A 17,868-nucleotide genomic window follows, 5' to 3' on the forward strand; every position below is an offset into this window, starting at 1 on the left:
CTGCAGCCTTTCCTCCTCGGCGCGCGGCGTCCGGGTTCGACACCGGCCGACACGCCGCGCACGAAGGTCGGCGGCAGCGGGACCATGCGGCACACGCCATGCGCATAGCCTTCTACATGCCCTTCAAGTCACTGGATGCCCCGAATCCCTCGGGAGATCTCGTCATCGGCCGGGGAATCCACGACTTTCTGCTCGCCAAAGGCCACGACGTGAGGCTCGTCAGCCGCCTGCGCACCCGCTACATCTTCTGGAAACCCTGGAAATGGGCCTCGGCGGCCATGGAGCGTCAGCGTACAAAGACGCTCTGCCGGGAGTTCGGGGCCGAGCTGTGGCTGACCTACCATGCCTACTGGAAGGCCCCGGACGTGCTCGGCCCGTCCTGCTCCCGCGCGCTCGGCATCCCCTACGCCGTGGTCCAGGCCTCCTACGCCACCAAGTACCGCAAGCGGCTGCTCACCCGGCCAGGCTTCTCGCTCAGCCGCGATTCCCTGCTCGCGGCCGACGCCGTGGTGGCCAACAAGCGGCGCGACTTCGTGAACGTAGGCAGGCTCGTGGAGCCCGCCCGCCTTTCCTACGTCCCGGTGGGCATCCGCCCCGCGGAATTCACCCGCGACGAGGCGGAGCGCACCCGCCTGCGCGCGGAATGGGGAGCGGCCGGGGAGCGCCCCGTGGTGCTCTGCGCGGCCATGTTCCGCTCCGACGTGAAGACACGTGGCCTGCTCTCGACCATCGCGGCCTGTGCCAGGCTGGCGGAGGAAGGACGCGACTTCCTCCTCGTCATCGCGGGCGACGGCCCGGAGCGAGCCCGCGTCGAGGCCGCCGTCCGCGCCCTGCCCGAGGGAAGGGTGCGCCTGCTCGGCCTCGTGCCGCGCAAGGAGATGGCCTCGGTCTACTCCGCCGCTGACATCTTCGCCTTCCCAGGCATCAACGAGGCCCTGGGCATGGCATTCCTCGAGGCCCAGTCATGCGGACTGCCCGTGGTCGCCCTCAAGGGATGGGGCGTGACCGAGGCGGTGGCCGACAACGAAACCGGGCTGCTCGTGCCGCCCGCGGAGCAGGGAGCCTTCGCAAGGGCCATCGCGCGCCTGCTGGACGACGCCGAGCTCCGCAACCGCCTCGGCGCCGCCGGCGCGGCCAGGGTGCGCGAGACCTTCGACCAGGAGCGCAACTACGGGCGCATCGAGACCATCCTGGCCGGACTCGCGGCCCGGCGTGACGACTGCCGCGCCGGGAGCGCCCGATGAGCGCGATGCCTCCTACCCGTTTTCTTCTCCTGCGGCACGGGGAGACGCTCTGGAACCAGGAGCACCGCATCCAGGGCCAGCTCGAGACGCCGCTTGCGCCCGAGGGCGAGGCCCAGGCCAGACGCTGGGGCGTGCGCCTGGCGGACGAAGGCGCCTCCCGCATCCTGGCGAGCGATCTGGGGCGGGCCGTGGCCACCGCCGAGATCCTCAACCAACGCTTGAAGGTTCCATTGGCCACGGACTTCAGGCTGCGCGAACAAGACTGGGGACAATGGTCCGGCTTGACGCTGGACACGCTCGAGCGGGACAAGGGGGGCGAACTCGCGGCGTTGGCCGCCAAGGGATGGGACTTCAGGCCGCCGGGCGGGGAATCGCGCCGGGAGGTGCTCGCCAGGATGCTGGCCGCGCTCGAGGATGCCGCCGGAACGTTTCCCGGCCAGCGCATCCTGGTGGTGAGCCACCTGGGAGCGATCAAGTGCCTGACCTACCACCTGCTCGGCCGGGATTTCCAGGCCTCGGACTCCAAGCCGAAGCTGCTCGCACGCCGCGCCCTGCACCGAATCGCCTGGAACGGCAAGGATTTCGCCGTCGAGAGCCTGAACGAAGAGCTGTAGGCCCAGGCCGCAGCCGGAGGGATGCGAGATGAAAGTCGTCTTCTACAGCCAGCACGTCCTCGGCGTCGGGCACTTCTTCCGCTCCCTGACCCTGGCCGCGGGGCTCGCCCCGGACGAGGTCGTCCTGGTCAGCGGAGGCAGGCAGGCGCCGGAGCTGAAGCTGCCGCAGAACGTGCGCGAGGTGCACCTCCCCTCCCTGTCCATGGACGCGGCCTTCAGGGGACTGCACACCGAGGACGGGGCCGACGTGGAAGTGATCAAGGCGGCTCGCCGCGACATGCTGCTCGGCGTGCTCGAACGCGAGCGTCCGGACGTCTTCCTCATCGAGCTCTTCCCCTTCGGCCGCAAGAAGTTCCGCTTCGAGCTCGAGCCTGCGCTCGAAGCCTGCCGCGCGGCCGGTCCGAACGGACCGGCCGTGGTCTGCTCCCTGCGCGACATCCTGGTCGAGCGCGAGGACATGCAGAAGTACGAGCATCGCGTCCTCGCGACCCTGGAGAAATGGTTCGACCTGGTCCTGGTGCACGCCGACCAGGACGTGCAGTGCCTGGACGAGACCTTTCCCCGCACTTCCGAGATCCCGGTGCCGGTGGCCTACACCGGCTTCGTGGCCGAACGCCCGGCGCCCGGCGCACGCGAACGCGGACGCGCGGCGGCAGGACTCGGCCCCGCGGAAAAGCTGGTGGTGGCGAGCGCGGGCGGGGGGCAGGTCGGCTTTCCCCTGCTGAACGCGGCAGTGGAGGCCTTCGGCCTTCTCGCCGACCGGCCGGACTACCGCCTGCGCGTGCTCACCGGCCCCTTCATGCCGGAGATAGAATTCGCCCGGCTGAAGGCGCGGGCGAGCGATCTTCCGAACGTCCAGGTGCAACGCTTCGAGGAACGCTTCCTCGACCTCCTGGCCGCGGCCGACCTGTCCATCAGCCAGGCCGGGTACAACACCAGCATGAACGTGCTCGCGGCCAAGGTCCCGGCCCTGGTCCTGCCCTTCGACGCCAACACGGAGCAGGCGAGGCGGGCGGCCAAGCTCGAGAAGCTCGGCGCCCTGGCGGTGATCGGAGGCCACGAACTCTTCCCCCAGGGCCTCGTCGCGCGCATCTGCGAGGTGCTGACCAAGCACCCCTTCGCTCCCTCCCGTCAGGTCAACCTGGACGGAGCCGCCAACTCGGCCATCCTTTTGCGCCGCCTGGTCGGCAAGGACAGCGCGCAGAAGCCGGGGAAGGCCCGCCGGTGAACTACGCCCCGAGCGCCCTCTGGCGGACGCCCCCTCCGGACTTCGGAGCCCGGCTTTCGGCCCTGCTTGCGGCAGGCCTCGGACGAGGCCCCCTGCGCGTCTACTGCCGTGCGGACGACGTCGGCATGGGCGGCACCGCCTTCTGCGAGATGATCACATGCTTCGCCCGCCACAAGGTGCCTCTGGCCCTGGCCGTGGTGCCCTCCTGGCTGCCGCTCGGCCTCTCCCGCCTCGGCCGCGACATGGACTTCGCCGATCCCCTGTGGAGCCTCCACCAGCATGGGTATCGCCACGCCAGCACGGCGCGCTCGGGCAAGAAGATGGAATTCGGGCCGGACATGCCGGGCGACGCCAAGCGCCGTCTGCTCGCGGCTGGCCGCGACATGCTGCGCCGCGCCTTCGGCGGCCGTTTCGTGCCCCTGTTCACGCCGCCGTGGAACCGCTGCGACCAGACGACCATGGAGATACTCCGTGAGCTCGGCTTCGCGGGCACCTCGCGCTGGCAGGGGGCCCTGCCCGCAGTTCCGTCCGGCCTGCGCGAACTGCCGGTGAACGTGGACCTGCACATCAGGAAGGAGGCCGACCCCGAGGCGCAGCTCTGCGGTCTGCTCGCCGAAATGCGCGGCGCCTTGTCGCTCGGCTACCTGGGGCTCATGCTCCACCACCAGCGCCAGACAGGCGCCTCGCTGGAATTCCTGAACCTTTTGCTGGGTCGGCTCGCCGCCTCCGGGAACGTGCGCTTCGTGGACGCGCGGACAGCTCTCGCGGCCAGCCGGTAAGATTCGGTTCCATGCCTCAGGATCGTTGCATTTCGCGGCGTTTCGGGTATTTTGAATTTCATGGGATCGCAGAATTTCCCGCCCGTTTTTTCCCCCAGGAAGGTGTTCCATGGTCAGGACCGATATTCTTGACCGCAAGCCCCCGGAATCCGGGGGAGATATCCGAGGGCAGGTCGTTCTGCCCTTCCGCAAGGCCCTGCAGATCAGCTTCGAGAGCCTGCAGGTGCGCTTCCTGCGCAACTGCGTCACGGTCACGACCCTGATCCTCGCGGTCGCGTTCCTGGGCTTCACCCTCGTCTCCGCCGACATCGCCACGGGCATCCTGCGCTCCAACGTCCCCGGAAGCCGCCAGATGCTCGTCCGGGCGGGCTTCGATCTGGCCGCTGGGGCCATGAACGTCGGGGCCACGGCCAAGGACCGCTGGATCATCATCCTCTCCCTGCTGGTCTGCGCCGTGGGCATCGTCAACGCGCAACTCATGTCCGTGACCGAGCGCTTCCGCGAGATAGGCACCATGAAATGCCTGGGCGCGCTGGACAGCTTCATCCTGCGTCTGTTCCTGATCGAGGCCGCCCTGCAGGGGCTGGCCGGGGCGCTCCTCGGCGGCCTGCTCGGCACGCTGACGGCCCTGCTCGTCGGCCTCGTGCGCTTCGGCCCTTCGGCCGTGGCCCACACCTCGCCGATGGACGCGCTGCTCTCGCTGCTCGCGGCGGCCGGGGTGGGCCTGCTTCTGTCCATGCTGGGCGTGCTCTATCCGGCCGTGGTGGCGGCGCGCATGCAACCCGTAGAGGCCATGCGGGCCGAGGAGTAGGGAGGGATCGTGGCCGCAACGCACACCATCGTCCGCGTCAGCGGAGTGAAGAAGATATTCCGCATGGGCAAGCACCGGGTCGAGGCCCTGAAGGGCGTGGACCTGGAAATCTCCGCGGGCGAGTACATCTCCATCATGGGCCCCTCCGGCTCGGGCAAGTCCACGCTGTTCAACATGATCGGCGGACTGGACAAGCCGAGCGAGGGCAAGGTCTTCATCGACGAGGTGGACATCGCCCAGCTCGACGCCTTCGAGCTCGCCTGGCTGCGCAACCGCAAGATCGGCTACATCTTCCAGACCTTCAACCTGATCCAGGTCATGACCGCCCTTGAGAACGTGACCCTGCCCATGACCTTCGGCGGCATGAACCAGGACGACGCCGTGGAGAAGGGCATCGAGCTCCTGAAGCTCGTCGGGCTCGAGGGGCGCTACAACCACAAGCCCCAGGAGCTTTCCGGCGGCCAGCAGCAGCGCGTGGCCGTGGCCCGCTCCCTGGCCAACTCCCCGGCCATCATCCTGGCGGACGAACCCACGGGCAACCTCGACCTCAACACCGGCGCGGAGATCATCGAGCTTCTGCGCACCCTCTCCGTCGAACGCCAAGTGACCGTGATCACCGCAACCCACGACTACAAGATGCTGAACGTCTCAGACCGCGTGGTCTGGATCGTGGACGGGCGCATCGACCGCATCGAGAACCGCGCCGACCTCAACATCCAGGTGGGCGGCATCCGCCGCGACGAGGCCCCGGCGTGAAGCGAAAGGGCGCGCTCCTTCTGGCGGCCCTGCTGCTTCTGGCCTGGGCCGCGCCCGTCTGGGCCGACGCCAGGCGCACCGTGGAACACTTCGCCTCCTTCGGCGACCGCACCACGGGCAGTCCCGGTGCGCGGCAAGCGGCCGAGACCATCGCGGACACCTTCGAGTCCCTGGGATTCAAGACCGACCACCAGCTCTTCCTCCTGCCGCTGCGCCGCTACGAGCCGGCCGACCTGACCCTGGCCGGAAGCGGCCGGAGCCTCACCCTGCATCCGTTGACGACCAATGCCGTCTTTCCGCAGAGCACGCCCGAGGCGGGCGCGACCGGCCCTCTCCTCTGGGCGGGTCGCGGCAGCCTGTCCGAGATGGAGGGCAAGCCGGTGTCCGGCGCCCTCGTGTGCATGGACCTCGATTCGGGCAAGAACTGGGAGAACGCGGCGAACCTCGGCGCCCAGGCCGTGATCTTCGTGGATCGCGGCACGCACGCGCGCGGCTACTACACGGACAAGCACGAACTCACCCCCATCGACCTCCCCACCTTCGTGGTCACGGAGCGGGAGCTCTCCGCCGCCGTCCCCGATTTCGAACATGCCCTCGCCTCCTCCGCCGCGCCCACGGCCAGCCTGCACTGCCATGCGAGATGGAAGCGGATCATGGGGGAGAACGTCTACTGCCTCATCCCGGGAAGCGACCCGCAGCTGGCCGATCAGCTCGTGGTGATCGAGGCCTTCTACGACTCCGAGGGGCTGGTCGTCGGACGTTCGCCAGGAGCCGAGGAAGCCAGCTCCATAGCCGCCCTGCTCGAGCTCGCGGCCGAACTGAAGGCGCACCCCCCCAAGCGCTCCGTGCTTCTGCTGGCCACCGAGGGGCATGCCCAGGGGCTGGCCGGCATCCGCGACTTCGTATGGTCCGTTCGCACCAAGGCCACGCGCCTGATGGAGCTCGAACGCACCGAGCGCAGCCGCGGTCTGGCCGCCAAGGCCGCCCTGCACATCCTGGAATCCGGCCGCAGCCTGCGCGACCTCACTCCCGAGGAAGGGCGGGAGGTTTCCCAGGCGCTGCGTTTCCAGATCAAGAACCACGTGGACGCGATCTCCACGAAGCTCATGCAGCTTCGCCTCCAGGGCGATCCCGCCCACGAGGAGGAGATCAGGCAGCTCGCCCGACGCCGCATGCTGCTCAGGAACCTCGTGGACGTCACGGACTTCTCCCGCGCGGACGAGGCGAGCCTCGCGCTCCTGCAGAGCTTCGTGCCCGCGGCCGTCTCGGAACAGATGGAAGTGGCGACGGACGCCGGGGAACAACTCCTGGCGGCCAAGAGTTCGCGTCAGGCGCGGGCCGAGGTTGCACCTCTCGAGGTCGCGGCCTGGATCTCGCTGCATCTTTCCACCCACGGCAACGGCGTGGGCGCCTTCGACTACGGCTTCCAGTACGAGATACGGCCCGACCGCAACCGCAACCCGGACTACGGCCGCATAGACCGCATCCTCCAGGCCGCGGCCGAGGAGATGCCCAAGGACGGCAGCGTGGCCCCACTGCGCGACACGCTCCGTCCCTCGCGCATCCGGCCCTGGGAGTCCTGGTTCGAGGACCGCCCCGGGCTCGGCGGCGAGGTGGCGGCATTGGGCGGCGTGCTCGGCCTGACCATGGCCACGGTGGAGGATGCCCGCTCGACCTGGGGCACCCCCTACGACACGCCCGACAAGGTGGACTTCGCCTCCCTCGACCGCCAGATCGCCCTGCTCAGGGGGCTGGTAGACGTGCTCGTCACGACGCCCGCCCCCCTGTACGACGAAGTGCCGCGCCAGGGCCTGTCCGAACTCGAAGGCAAGGCCCGGTTCATCCGCCAGGGCGAGGTCTTTCCCGACCAGCCCGCCCCGGGAACCATCATCCAGGCCTACCAGGGACCGGCCATCGTCTACTCCATGGTCGACACCGCGGGCACCTTCCGCTTCACCGGCCTCGCGGACCACAAGAACACCTTCCACAAGGTGATCCTCGAGGCCTACCGCTTCGATCCCGACAGCGGCCGCATCATGTGGGCCGTGGACAAGAAGCAGACCGGCAAGGACTCGTACCGCGTGAAGATGGTGCGCCAGCGCATGGAGACCGACCTGGTCATGTTCGCGGCCAAGCGCATCTCCATCTTCGGGCTGCTCGAGCCGCGGACCTTCGCCTACCTGACCAAGATCGACCTCTACGACGGACGGCGCGACGCCACACCGGTCAAATACTGGTTCAGCCGCATCGACACCCGGGACTCCACCCTGGCCTCGTTCTTCCTGGAACAAGGGACGCCCCTCAAGGTGACCCTGTCCGACACCGTGCTCACCAGAAAGCTCATCCTGACCCACGCGGTGCCCGGCAATCCCGAGGGCGTGGGCTACCTGCCCTCCGAGTGGCCCGAGATCAACGCCACGGAGTTCCATGTGGCCACGGACATGTGGGCCCTGCTCGGGCCGCGCATCAGGAACCTCGAGACCCACGGCATCGACAACGAACGCATCCGGACGATGCAGGCCCAGGGACAGTCCGAGCTCAAGGCGGCGGACGCGGCCTTCAAGGACATGCGCTGGAGCGACTTCCTGGAGCACGCCCGCGCCTCGTGGGCCCTGGCCACGCGCGTCTACCTGGACGTGGAGAAGACACAACGCGACGTGCTCCTCGGCGTTCTCTTCTACATCGCCCTGTTCGTGCCCTTCGCCTATTGCGCCGAGCGGGTGCTTTTCGCCTTCGCGGACATCCACAAACGCATCGTGGCTTTCCTGGCCATTCTCTGCGTGGTCATCGCGGTCATCTATGCGGTGCACCCGGCTTTCCAGCTCACCTACTCTCCGCTGGTGGTCATCCTGGCCTTCTTCATCGCCGGGCTCTCCGCCCTGGTGGCCGCGATCATCTTCCTGCGCTTCGAGAAGGAGATGGAGAAGCTGCAGCGCCGGGCGCACCACACGAAGGCCTCGGAAGTCAGCAAGCTCAAGGCCTTCGCCGCGGCCTTCGTCATCGGCGTCTCCAATCTGCGGCGACGCAAGGTGCGCACCTCGCTGACCGTGGTCACCCTGGTCATCCTGACCTTCACCATCATGAGCTTCACCTCGGTCAAGTCGGTGCGCGAGAGCACGTCCACGCCCTTCACGGACACGTCCAGCTACCGGGGCATCCTCATGAAGAGCCTCGGCTGGGCGAGCCTGCCGCGGGAGACGGCCGCCATCGTGAGCAACGCGTTCCGCGGCCAGGCCCTGGCCGTGCCCCGCGTCTGGCTGGACAACAAGGACAGGACCACGGCCGTCTACGTGCCCCTGCGGCGCGGCAGCACGAACGAGGAGGCGCGGGGGCTCATCGGCCTTTCCCCGCACGAGCCGGAGGTGAGCGGTCTCGACCGCGTGCTCACGGGCGGCCGCTGGTTCAAGCCCGGCGAGCAAGATGCCGTGCTCCTGCCCGCGTCCACGGCCAAGCGCTTCGGCATCGATCCGGCCGCACCGAACGGCGCGAAGATCGAACTCTGGGGCATGCCCTTCTCCGTGGTCGGCTGCTTCGATGCCGCGGCACTGGACGATTTCTCGGACCTGGACGAGGAACCGCCCACGCCCGTGACCTTCCCGTCGGAGATGGCCGTCTCCCTGGCCGAGGCCCAGGCCGACGAGATCGACACGGGCGAGGAGATGCAGAATTTCCAGAGCCGCTACCAGCACGTCTCGGCCGACCAGGTGGTCATCGTCCCGGCGGGCACGGCCCTCTCCCTGGGCGGCGAGATCAAGTCCATGGCCCTGCACCCGCTGGGTGGGCTCTCCACGGCCGACCTGGCCAAGGGGCTGGTGGACCGCTTCGGCCTGCCGCTGTTCGTGGGCCAGTCCTCGGGCACGTATCTGTACAGCGCCTCGGACACCATCAACTACTCCGGCCTGCCGAACATCGTCATCCCTCTCGTCATCGCCGTGTGCATCGTGCTCAACACCATGATCGCCAGCGTCTACGAGCGCCGCCGCGAGATCGGCGTGTACACCTCCATCGGCATGGCCCCGACGCACGTCTCCTATCTGTTCATCGCCGAGGCCGTGGCCTTCGCGGTCATAAGCTCGGTGCTCGGCTACCTCCTGGCGCAGGTGGCGGCGGAGACGCTCTCGGGCACGGCCGTGTGGTCGGGCATGACCGCCAACTACTCCTCGCTGGCGGGCGTGGCGGCCATGCTCCTGGTCATCGGCGTGACCCTGCTCTCGGTCATCTACCCTGCCCGGGTCGCGGCCCAGATCGCCATCCCGGACGTGACCCGCTCCTGGGTCATGCCCGACAGCGCCGGAAACGAGATCACCCTGACGCTCCCCTTCCTGCTCAAGGAGCCGGAGCAGGAATGCGTGGGCGGCTTCCTGCTCGACTACTACCAGGCGCACCAGGACGTGACCCACGGGCTGTTCTGCTCCGACGACGTGGCCTGCGCCTTCGCCTGTCCGCTGCAGAGCTTCACGGAGAAGCGCAGCCCCGAAGCGCCCGACCAGTGTCTCAACCTGCGCGCATCCATCTGGCTCGCGCCGTTCGATTTCGGCGTGCGCCAGGAGACCGAAATATTCTTCTGTCCCTCTGAGGACCAGCCGGAATTCATGGAGATACGCATCCGCGTCGCGCGCCAGGCGGGCGAGGTGGGCATCTGGAAGCGACTGAACAAGAATTTTCTGAACGATCTGCGCAAGCAGCTTCTGGTCTGGCGTTCCCTGGACGAGGAAGGCCGCGCGGGCTACGAAAGCCTGCTCAGGCAGTACATGGCGCGCAGCGAAGGACAAACGGGCTAGGCTGACATGGCGGGACAGAAAAACATACGGCCAAGGGCAGTGGTCCTCGGCGTCCTTCTGGGGCTCGGCGTGTGCGCCGTCACGCCCTACAACAACATGCTGCTCAGGGCCACGCTGCTCGGCGGCGGCCACTTCCCGCTCGCCCCCTTCGTCATCCTCTTCTGGCTCACGGTCATCACCACGGCGGCCGGAAAGCTCACCCGAAGGAGCCTGCTCGCCGGACGCGAACTCTTCGTCACCTGGATCCTCATGGTCCTCGTCTCGGGGCTGCCCTACACCGGCCTCGTGCGCACCTTCTTCGTCAACATCACCACCCCGCAGACCTTCGCCACGCCGAACAACCACTGGGCCGAGACGCTCGGCCCCCTTCTGCCCGCCTCCCTGTTCCCCAAGGACCCGAAGGCCCTGACCGACATCTACGACGGCCTGGACGGAGCCCTCGGGCAGAACTCACTGACCGTGCTCTCGCGCATCGACTGGTCCGCCTGGGCAGGTCCGCTGCTCTGGTGGGGCGCCTTCGTCTTCCTCGCCTTCCTGGTCATGATCTGCCTCGTGAACCTCTTCTCCGGGCAGTGGGTGGAGAACGAGCGCGTGAACTTCCCCCTGCTGCGCCTGCCCCAGGTCATGGAGGAGGCGGTCGACGAGGGGCGCTTCCTCGGCTTCCTCACGGACCGCTACCTGCTCATCGGGCTGGCGCTTACCGTCTTCCTGCACACCATGAACGGCCTGTCCTCCTTCTATCCGGAAATCCCCCAGATCCCCACGCTCTTCGTGGTCGGCAAGTACTTCTCGAAGTACGGAATCTTCTCCGGCTTCCACAAGCTGAAGATCTACATCTATCCCGCCTTCATCGGCTTCGCCTTCCTGACCTCGCGCCAGATCTCCCTGAGCCTCTGGTTCTTCTACCTGCTCGGCGCGCTGGCCTTCGGCGTCCTCGACGTCACCGGGCTTTCCGTGCCCGCGGGAGCGCTCGGCGTGACCTTCGGCCCGACCCTGGCCGCGGTGGAGGAGACGCAGATGATCGGCGCCTACGGCGTCTTCTTCCTCTTCCTGCTCTGGCTCGCACGAAGTCATCTGGCCATGATCGCGCGCCACGCCGTGGGCATCGGCCAAGCGAAACGGGGCGAGAGCGAGTGGTTCTCGCTGCGCGCCGCGTTCTGGGGCGGGATCGGGGGCATGGTCCTGCTCGGCGCATGGTGCGTGCATTTCGGCATGACCCCGCTGGCCGCGGCCTCGGTGCTGGTGATGTTCTTCGTGGTCTCCTTCGTGGCGGCGCGCATCATCTGCCAGGGCGGCATCGCCTACTTCACCCTCACCGCGGCCCCGCTCGACGGCCTGATAGCCCTGTTCGGCTCGGGCTTTCTCGGCACCGCGGGGCTCCTGGTGGCGGCGGCGGCGCAGAAGGTCCTCTTCGTGGACCTGCGGGAATCGCTGCTGCCCTCGCTCTTCCACGCCGCAAAGGTCGGCGAAGGTGTACGCAACAAGCGCCTCTACCTCACCGGCATCGTGGTCGTGCTCATCCTCGGCGTGGCGGTCAGCATCGCGGCCATGATGGCGCTGTGCCACACCTACGGGCTGCGCGAACTCGAGCTCGAGTGGGCCACGCGCACCTCGGTCTCGGTCTACGACAACGTCAAGCGGCTGATCGACACGCCGCTCTCCATGCAGGGGCACGTGGTGACCTATTCCCTGGTCGGCGCGGCGATCATGCTCGCCCTGGTGCTCTGCTACCACCGCTTCCACTGGTGGCCGCTGCACCCCATCGGCTATCTGGCCACCTACAGCTCGTCCATGCACATCCTGTGGTTCAGCTTTTTCGTGGGCTGGCTGGTCAACCAGGTCTGCCTGCGCTACGGCGGGGTGACGCTGTTCCGCAAAGTACGCTATTTCTTCTTCGGACTGATACTCGGCGATTTCCTCATGGGCGGCATGTGGGCCATGATCGGGCTGCACACGGGCATGACCTACCAGGTCCTGCCCGACTAGGCCCCGGACGGAGACGACGGACACGGCATGTACGACGACAAGGAACTCAACGAATACCGCGACCTCCTGAAGCCGCCCGAGCGGTTCGAGGAGGGCTTCGACTGGAAGACCATCGTCGGCGCGGTATTCATCGGCTTCCTGATGATGCCGGGGTCCATGTATCTGCAGCTGGTCATCGGCCAGGGCATCGGCCCTGCCGCGCGCTGGGTGACGATCATCCTCTTCGCCGAGATCGCCAAGCGCTCCTACACGAACTTGAAGCAGCAGGAGATCTTCCTGCTCTACTACATGGCCGGAGCGGCCATGGCCTCGCCCTTCCACGGCCTGCTCTGGAACCAGTACCTCGTGCAGTCGGACGCGGCCCGCATGCTGGGCCTGACCGACCTCATCCCGTCATGGGTGGCCCCGCCGCCGGGCTCGGAATCGCTCGCGCACCGCACCTTCTTCAGTCGCGACTGGCTGATTCCGGTCCTGCTCCTCTTCGGCGCGCAGCTCATCCAGCGCATCGACCAGTTCGGCCTGGGCTACGCCATGTACCGCATCACCTCGGACATCGAGAAGCTGCCCTTCCCCATGGCCCCGGTGGGGGCGCTGGGCACCATGGCCCTGGCCGAGTCCACGGACGACGCGGACAAGGGCTGGAAATGGCGGGTCTTCTCCATCGGCGGGGTCATCGGCCTGGCCTTCGGCGCCATCTACGTGCTCCTGCCCGCGGTCTCCGGACTCATCTTCACGGAACCGGTACGCCTCATCCCCATCCCATGGGTCGAGCTCACGCCATACACCGAACACGTCCTGCCCGCGGTCGCCACGGGCATCCAGCTGGACCTCGGACTCCTCTTCCTGGGCATGGTCCTGCCCTTCTGGGCGGTCATGGGCAGCTTCATCGGCGTGGTCTTCACCATGGTCGTCAACCCCTTCCTCTACCACGCGGGAATCCTCCACCGCTGGCACCCGGGCATGCGCACGGTGGAAACGCTCTTCGCCAACAGCTTCGACTTCTACATGAGCGTCTCCATCGGCCTCGGGCTCTCCATCGGCGTCATCGGCATCTGGCAGGTGCTCAAGTCGCTTCGCAAAAAGACCGCGCTCTCGCGCGCCACGTGGCGGGAGATGATCCACGGCCGCCCCGAGCGTGGGGACATCAACTTCTGGCTCTCCATCGGCATCTACTTCTTCTCGACCATCAGCTACACACTGCTCTGCGCCTTCCTGGTGCCGGGCTTCCCATGGCTCTTCTTCATCTTCTACGGCTTCCTCTACACCCCCTTCATCTCCTACGTGACCGCGCGCATGGAGGGCTTGGCCGGACAGGTGGTCAACCTGCCGCTGGTGCGCGAGGCGAGCTTCATCGCCGGGGCCAAGTATTTCGGCTACTCGGGCATCGAGATCTGGTACGCCCCCATCCCCATTCACAACTACGGCGAGGCCACGGTGCAGTTCCGCCAGATCGAGCTGACCGGCACGAGCCTGCGCGGCATCATCAAGGCAGAGATCGTCTCCTGGCCCGTGGTCTTCATCGCCTCGCTGCTCTTCTCGCAGTTCCTCTGGCGGCTCGCGCCCATTCCCTCGGTGCAGTTCCCCTACGCCCAGGAGATCTGGCACCTGCAGGCCCTGAACCAGCTCCTGATGCAGACCTCGACCCTGGAGGGCAACTCCGCCTTCTACCAGGCCCTCTCGCCCCTGGTCACCGGCGGGGCCATGGCCGCGGGCCTGCTGCTCTACGGCGTGCTCTCCGTCTTCGGCCTGCCCATCCTGCTCATCTACGGCCTGGTCCGGGGCCTGGGACAGACCGCGCCGCACGGGCATTTCCTGGAGCTCTTCGGAGCCCTGCTCGGCCGCTTCTACTTCCTCAAGCGCTACGGCGCGCAGTGGCGGCAGTACGCCCCCGTGCTCCTAGCGGGATTCTCCTGCGGCATGGGACTCATGGGCATGTTCGCCATGGGCTGCACCCTGATCCTCAAGTCGCTCGGCAAGCTCGCCTACTGAGCCGTCCGGGGGCCGGAATCCGCAGCATGACGCGCGACAAGACTCTCGGCAGGACGCGGCGCATCGCCTGGAACGGCGCGAGCCTCGACGTGCCGCAGGAATGGGACGCCCTGGCCATGGGCCGGGGCGAACTGCGCCTCGGTCCGCCGGGCGACGCCGAGATCTCCCTGAAATGGAAGCCCATCGCCGGACGACTCTCGCCGCAGAAGCACCTGAAACGCGTGATCGCGGCCTTTGCTCGCGGCGGGGAAGCCACGGAGGAGGACTGGCTGCGCGGCCAGGGCGACGCGATCCGCACCCGGTTCGAAACCGTGCTGCCCTATGCATGGAGCAGCGGCGGGGAAAAAGGGCTCGGCGCGGTGGTGCACGATCAAGCCTCCGGACTGGCCGCGCTCTTCCAGGCGAGGACCAGGGACGCCGCAAAGGCCGGGCAGTGGCTGGCCTCGTTACGTCTGCCCGCTCCCAACGAGGCGCGCGAATTCACGGTCTTCGACATCTCGGCCCGTGTCCCCCCGGCCTTCGCCTTGCAATCCTTCTCCTTCAAGCCCGGCCACTTCACCCTGCGCTTCGCGGCGCGCCGCGCAGAGCTCGTGCTCGAACGCCTCGGCCCTGCCGCAGTCCTGCTCGAACGCACGGACCTCACCACGCTGGCCTCCGCCCGCTGGCCCGAGATGACCCGCAAGGCCCTCGCCCAGCGGTTCGACCACCCGAACGGCCCGGGATTTTGCTGGGACACGGCGCCGGTCGGCCAGGCCGGACGCCTGCTGGCGAGGCTCGCGCGCACGCGGGGCTTTTCCCGACTGGCCGTATGGCGCGAGGAAGGGGCCAACCGCCTGCTGGCAGTGGGGCTTTCCGACCGACGCCCGCTTGATGCGGACCTCTTCGATGCGCTATGCCGCTTCTATGCGACTCTTCAGACGCGCGACGCGCCCGACGACGGCGGCAGGAACGGAGACGACGCCCGCGGTGGCTGAACCGAACGGCCGCTCGGAGGCCATGGCCGCCGTGCCCGTTCGCAACCGCGAGGTGCGCGAGCAGTCCTCACCGGACGGCACGATCCTCAGCTACCCGGCCGCGGTGAATCCGTGGTTCGGCCGCATGGCCAGAAAGTTCGGCCTGTGGGACGGCAAGCCCCTGTCCAGGAAGCTGCAGCTCGACAGCATGGGGACCACGGTGTGGGCCTGGATCGACGGCAGCGCCGACGTGCGCGAACTCTCCAGGCGGCTCGCGGCGCACTACGGCGTGACCGGCCGCGAGGCCGAGGCCTCCATGACCGCGTTCCTGCGCGAACTGGGCAAGCGGGGAATCCTGGCCTTCCGCCCGGGTGAGCCGATGCCGGAGGATCCTCCCGAGAATCAGGGCCGCACGTAAGCGTCCAGCGTCTCGTCCTTCCACAAGGGGCTCACCCAGTAGGCAGCGGCCCAGACCATGAGCGCCGCGGCCTGCACGTCCGAGAGCCGCTCGAGCTTGCGCTCCAGGGAAGGCCAGCTCGCCCCGTGGCGGGTGTGCACGTGCTCCTCTGCACAGGCCTCGCGCAGGCGCAGCTGCAGATAGGAGAGGCGGCACTGCTCGGGCAGGAGACGGCTGATCGAGCGATAGGCCTCCACGACCGTCTTCAGTTCCGCTGCCGAGAGCTCGGCCTTCAGCTGCGCGAGGTTGCGCAGAAACATGTCCATTGCCCAGGGCAGGAGAAACTCCGCGCCCGCGTTCTTGGTCCTGAAGCTCGCCTTGAGGCGCGCCTCCATATCTTCGCTGATTCGTGCCGCGACCTGTGGCATGGCCTTCTCCCCCCATGCGCGCCTGCTGCGCGCGGCTGCACGTCCGGATCCCTCAACGGCCTTTAGACACTGAGAATTAAAAAAGCTCAAGAAGAAGTCTAGGTTTTTGCTGAGAGGAGAGAACGGCTGCCCGGGGCGGAAAAGCGGCCCGGCAGACACATTGCGGCGAGAGGATGGACGAAAAGGAGGGAAGGCAAAAGAGGACGGCGGACACGAAAGCCCGCCCGTCCGGAGAAACTAGCCCTTGAGCTTGGCGATGATGCCCGAGGTGCTCTTGCCGTTCAGCAGGGGCACGATCTCCACGCGCCCCCCGCGCTCGAGCACCAGTTCGTGCCCCACCACGGTCTCCACGGTGTAGTCCCCGCCCTTGACCAGGACGTCGGGCTCGATGGCGGTGATGAGTTCGAGCGGCGTGTCCTCGTCGAAGTGCACGACCATGTCCACGCACTCGAGGGCGGCCAGAAGCGCGGCACGCTCGTCCTCAGGCAGCACCGGGCGGCTCTCGCCCTTCAGGCGCCGCACCGAGGCGTCGGTGTTCAGGCCGACGACCAGACGGTCGCCGAGCGCCGCGGCCTGGTGCAGCAGCGAAATGTGCCCCACGTGCAGGATGTCGAAGCAGCCGTTGGTGAAGACCACGCGCTCGCCCGCCTTGCGCCAGGCGGAGGCGGCCTGCGCGGCGCGCTCGCGGCTCCTGATCTTGTGGCCGCAGCCCACCTCGCGGCGCAGGAGCGATTCCTCGAGTTCCGCGCGGTGGATGGGCTGGGTGCCGAGCTTGCCCACGACGACACCGGCCGCGGCGTTGGCAAGGCCCGCGGCCTCCTGGGCGGACAGGCCCGCGGCCAGCCCCGCGGCCAGGGTGGCGATGACAGTGTCGCCCGCGCCGGAGACGTCGAAGACCTCGCGCGCCTCGGCCGGAATGTGCAGCGGAGCGCCGCCGCGGGTGAACAGGGAGAGCCCCCGTGCCCCGCGCGTGACCATCAGGTGGGTAAGGCTGAAGGCGTTGATCGCGGTGGCCGCCCGGGCGGCGAGGTCGGCCTCGTCGTCGGGGTTGAACTGGGCCACCTGAAGAAATTCGGCGGTGTTCGGAGTGATGCACGTGGCGCCCTGGTAGCGGGTCCAATCGGCCCCCTTGGGGTCGACCAGCACGGGGATACCCCTTGCGCGGCACATGTCCACGGCCTCTTGGGCCAGGAAGGCGTTGAACACGCCTTTGCCGTAGTCAGAAAGGATGAGGGCTCCGGCCTCGGCCAGGGCGTCGGCCAGCGCGGCGCGCAGGCTGTCGTAGACCTCCTCGGACAGCACCCCGACCTGTTCCTCGTCCAGGCGCAGCAACTGCTGCCCGCGGCTCATGACCCGGGTCTTGATGGTGGTCGGGCGGCCGGGGACGCCGGTCAGGATCGCGTTCACGGGCAGCTCGCCCATGGTTTCGACAAGGATGCGTCCCGCCTCGTCGTCGCCTCGGGTGCCCAGACAGACGGTGCGGCAGCCAAGTCCGGCCAGGTTGGCGGCCACGTTGCCCGCGCCGCCGAGGGTGTAGCTCTTGCGGTCCACACGGACCACTTGCACCGGGGCCTCCGGCGAGATGCGCGAGACGTCGCCCCAGACGTACTGGTCGAGCATGACGTCACCGAGGACGACGACGGTGATCTCGGAAAAATCGGGAACAGCTGAAAGCTGGGCGGTCGTGGAAACTGCGTTCATTCATCCATCCGGGCCATAAAGGGCCAGCTCCCATTACGTCTTTTCCGTTCGAGATTCAAGGCGGCCGGGAGGCGCGCCTTCAAGACTGTCCCAAGACTTTTGCCTTCTCAACGTCTCTCTTCTGGTGTAAAAGCAGCGTCCATAATTGATCTTCGGCATGCGATGGGGAATACTGCCTTCACGGCACACCGTCGACAGGGC

13 protein-coding genes are annotated in these 17,868 nt (G+C 67.7%); 11 read left to right on the forward strand and 2 right to left on the reverse strand.

All coding sequences use genetic code 11. The features are described from left to right. The first annotated feature begins 98 nt into the window (after window positions 1-98). The 11 genes from DSX2_RS02935 (at window position 99) to DSX2_RS02985 (ending at window position 15,559) form a co-directional block, all read left to right on the forward strand. The gene (locus DSX2_RS02935) at window positions 99-1,244 is read left to right on the forward strand and encodes a glycosyltransferase family 4 protein (RefSeq protein ID WP_020879546.1); all 1,146 of its coding nucleotides are present in this window, start codon (window positions 99-101) and stop codon (window positions 1,242-1,244) included. Next, on the forward strand, window positions 1,241-1,858 hold the full coding sequence (locus tag DSX2_RS02940) for a histidine phosphatase family protein (protein WP_020879547.1): 618 nt from the start codon (window positions 1,241-1,243) through the stop codon (window positions 1,856-1,858). The genes DSX2_RS02935 and DSX2_RS02940 overlap by 4 nt, the downstream gene beginning before the upstream one ends. A 28-nt stretch (window positions 1,859-1,886) precedes the next feature. Further along, window positions 1,887-3,086, forward strand: coding sequence for a glycosyltransferase family protein (locus DSX2_RS02945; protein WP_020879548.1), 1,200 nt, complete (start codon window positions 1,887-1,889; stop codon window positions 3,084-3,086). Next, a complete protein-coding gene (locus tag DSX2_RS02950) occupies window positions 3,083-3,865 on the forward strand; it encodes a polysaccharide deacetylase family protein (protein WP_020879549.1) in 783 nt (260 codons plus the stop codon). Before DSX2_RS02945 ends, DSX2_RS02950 begins: the two co-directional genes overlap by 4 nt. A 109-nt stretch (window positions 3,866-3,974) precedes the next feature. Beyond that, window positions 3,975-4,676, forward strand: coding sequence for an ABC transporter permease (locus tag DSX2_RS02955; RefSeq protein WP_020879550.1), 702 nt, complete (start codon window positions 3,975-3,977; stop codon window positions 4,674-4,676). A gap of 9 nt (window positions 4,677-4,685) precedes the next feature. After that, entirely contained in the window at window positions 4,686-5,432 is a 747-nt protein-coding gene (locus DSX2_RS02960; protein WP_020879551.1) for an ABC transporter ATP-binding protein, read from the forward strand. After that, entirely contained in the window at window positions 5,429-10,213 is a 4,785-nt protein-coding gene (locus DSX2_RS02965) for an FtsX-like permease family protein (RefSeq protein ID WP_020879552.1), read from the forward strand. Before DSX2_RS02960 ends, DSX2_RS02965 begins: the two co-directional genes overlap by 4 nt. Window positions 10,214-10,219: 6 nt before the next feature. Continuing rightward, window positions 10,220-12,199, forward strand: a complete 1,980-nt coding sequence (locus DSX2_RS02970) for a DUF6785 family protein (RefSeq protein ID WP_020879553.1) — start codon at window positions 10,220-10,222, stop codon at window positions 12,197-12,199. A 27-nt stretch (window positions 12,200-12,226) separates the two neighbouring features. Then, on the forward strand, window positions 12,227-14,188 hold the full coding sequence (locus tag DSX2_RS02975) for a hypothetical protein (protein WP_020879554.1): 1,962 nt from the start codon (window positions 12,227-12,229) through the stop codon (window positions 14,186-14,188). 26 nt (window positions 14,189-14,214) lie between these two features. Then, window positions 14,215-15,162, forward strand: a complete 948-nt coding sequence (locus DSX2_RS02980) for a hypothetical protein (protein WP_020879555.1) — start codon at window positions 14,215-14,217, stop codon at window positions 15,160-15,162. Continuing rightward, a complete protein-coding gene (locus tag DSX2_RS02985; protein WP_236615066.1) occupies window positions 15,155-15,559 on the forward strand; it encodes a PqqD family protein in 405 nt (134 codons plus the stop codon). Before DSX2_RS02980 ends, DSX2_RS02985 begins: the two co-directional genes overlap by 8 nt. Here DSX2_RS02985 and DSX2_RS02990 read toward each other — a convergent pair. Then, on the reverse strand, window positions 15,544-15,966 hold the full coding sequence (locus DSX2_RS02990; protein WP_020879557.1) for a hypothetical protein: 423 nt from the start codon (window positions 15,964-15,966) through the stop codon (window positions 15,544-15,546). The two genes, DSX2_RS02985 and DSX2_RS02990, sit on opposite strands and share 16 nt — an antisense overlap. Window positions 15,967-16,203: 237 nt before the next feature. Beyond that, window positions 16,204-17,667 carry a bifunctional D-glycero-beta-D-manno-heptose-7-phosphate kinase/D-glycero-beta-D-manno-heptose 1-phosphate adenylyltransferase HldE gene (gene hldE / locus DSX2_RS02995; RefSeq protein ID WP_020879558.1) on the reverse strand — a complete coding sequence of 488 codons (1,464 nt, stop codon included), beginning with the start codon at window positions 17,665-17,667 and terminating at the stop codon, window positions 16,204-16,206. Between the last annotated feature and the right edge of the window lie 201 nt (window positions 17,668-17,868).

Source organism: Desulfovibrio sp. X2, from assembly GCF_000422205.1.
Lineage (GTDB): Bacteria > Desulfobacterota > Desulfovibrionia > Desulfovibrionales > Desulfovibrionaceae > Alkalidesulfovibrio.

Coding starts and splice junctions, on each gene's coding strand:
- DSX2_RS02990 (WP_020879557.1), bottom strand. CDS start 15,966: ATGCCACAGGTCGCGGCACGAATCAGCGAAGATATGGAGGCGCGCCTC.
- hldE (WP_020879558.1), bottom strand. CDS start 17,667: ATGAACGCAGTTTCCACGACCGCCCAGCTTTCAGCTGTTCCCGATTTT.
- DSX2_RS02945 (WP_020879548.1), top strand. CDS start 1,887: ATGAAAGTCGTCTTCTACAGCCAGCACGTCCTCGGCGTCGGGCACTTC.
- DSX2_RS02940 (WP_020879547.1), top strand. CDS start 1,241: ATGAGCGCGATGCCTCCTACCCGTTTTCTTCTCCTGCGGCACGGGGAG.
- DSX2_RS02980 (WP_020879555.1), top strand. CDS start 14,215: ATGACGCGCGACAAGACTCTCGGCAGGACGCGGCGCATCGCCTGGAAC.
- DSX2_RS02935 (WP_020879546.1), top strand. CDS start 99: ATGCGCATAGCCTTCTACATGCCCTTCAAGTCACTGGATGCCCCGAAT.
- DSX2_RS02975 (WP_020879554.1), top strand. CDS start 12,227: ATGTACGACGACAAGGAACTCAACGAATACCGCGACCTCCTGAAGCCG.
- DSX2_RS02970 (WP_020879553.1), top strand. CDS start 10,220: ATGGCGGGACAGAAAAACATACGGCCAAGGGCAGTGGTCCTCGGCGTC.
- DSX2_RS02955 (WP_020879550.1), top strand. CDS start 3,975: ATGGTCAGGACCGATATTCTTGACCGCAAGCCCCCGGAATCCGGGGGA.